We start from the raw sequence: 1,176 nt of genomic DNA, 5'->3' as shown, positions 1-1,176 counted from the left end.
ATGGCAAAGGAAAAGTTTGAGCGTACAAAACCGCACGTCAACATCGGCACGATTGGCCACGTTGACCACGGCAAGACCACGCTGACCGCAGCAATCACCAAGTATTTCGGTGACTTCAAAGCGTATGACCAGATTGACGGCGCGCCGGAAGAGAAAGCCCGTGGCATCACCATCTCGACCGCCCACGTGGAATACGAGACCGACAACCGCCACTATGCGCATGTCGACTGCCCCGGCCACGCCGACTACGTCAAGAACATGATCACCGGTGCTGCCCAGATGGACGGCGCGATCCTGGTTGTGAACGCAGCTGACGGCCCGATGCCGCAGACCCGCGAGCACATCCTGCTGGGCCGCCAGGTTGGCATCCCGAAGATGGTCGTGTTCATGAACAAAGTTGACCAGGTTGACGACGAAGAGCTGCTGGAACTGGTTGAGATGGAAGTTCGCGAACTGCTGTCCAGCTACGACTACCCCGGCGACGATGTTCCGATCATCGCAGGTTCGGCTCTGGCCGCGATGGAAGGCAACAACCCGGAAATCGGCGAAGAGAAGATCAAGGAACTGATGGCGGCTGTTGATGAGTACATCGACACTCCTGAGCGTGAAGTCGACAAGCCGTTCCTGATGCCGGTTGAAGACGTGTTCTCGATCTCGGGCCGTGGTACCGTTGTTACGGGCCGTGTCGAGCGTGGCGTGATCAATGTTGGTGACGAGATCGAAATCGTCGGCATCCGCGACACTCAGAAAACCACCTGTACCGGTGTTGAAATGTTCCGCAAGCTGCTGGATCGCGGTGAAGCAGGCGACAACATCGGCGCCCTGCTGCGCGGTATCGACCGTGACGGCGTTGAGCGTGGCCAGGTTCTGTGTAAGCCGGGTTCGGTTACACCGCACACCAAGTTCGAAGCCGAAGCCTATATCCTGACCAAGGAAGAAGGCGGTCGTCACACCCCGTTCTTCGCGAACTACCGTCCGCAGTTCTACTTCCGGACCACTGACGTGACCGGCACCGTGACCCTGGCGGCTGGCACCGAGATGGTTATGCCTGGCGACAACGTCGGCTTCACCGTCGAGCTGATCGCACCAATCGCGATGGAAGACGGCCTGCGCTTCGCTATCCGCGAAGGCGGCCGCACTGTCGGCGCCGGCGTTGTGTCGAAAATCATCGAGTAA

The 1,176-nt window shown here is 59.0% G+C and carries 1 protein-coding gene; it reads left to right on the top strand.

Features of this window, described 5'->3' with window-relative positions; all coding sequences use genetic code 11:
- On the top strand, nucleotides 1-1,176 hold a 1,176-nt coding region (tuf, locus tag AC2TCY_RS22990), incomplete at its 5' end, for an elongation factor Tu (protein WP_039529249.1).

This window comes from Ruegeria sp. HKCCD7181, assembly GCF_057221055.1.
Note: the sequence above shows the minus strand (reverse complement) of the source record. Positions and strands in the feature narration are given on the sequence as shown.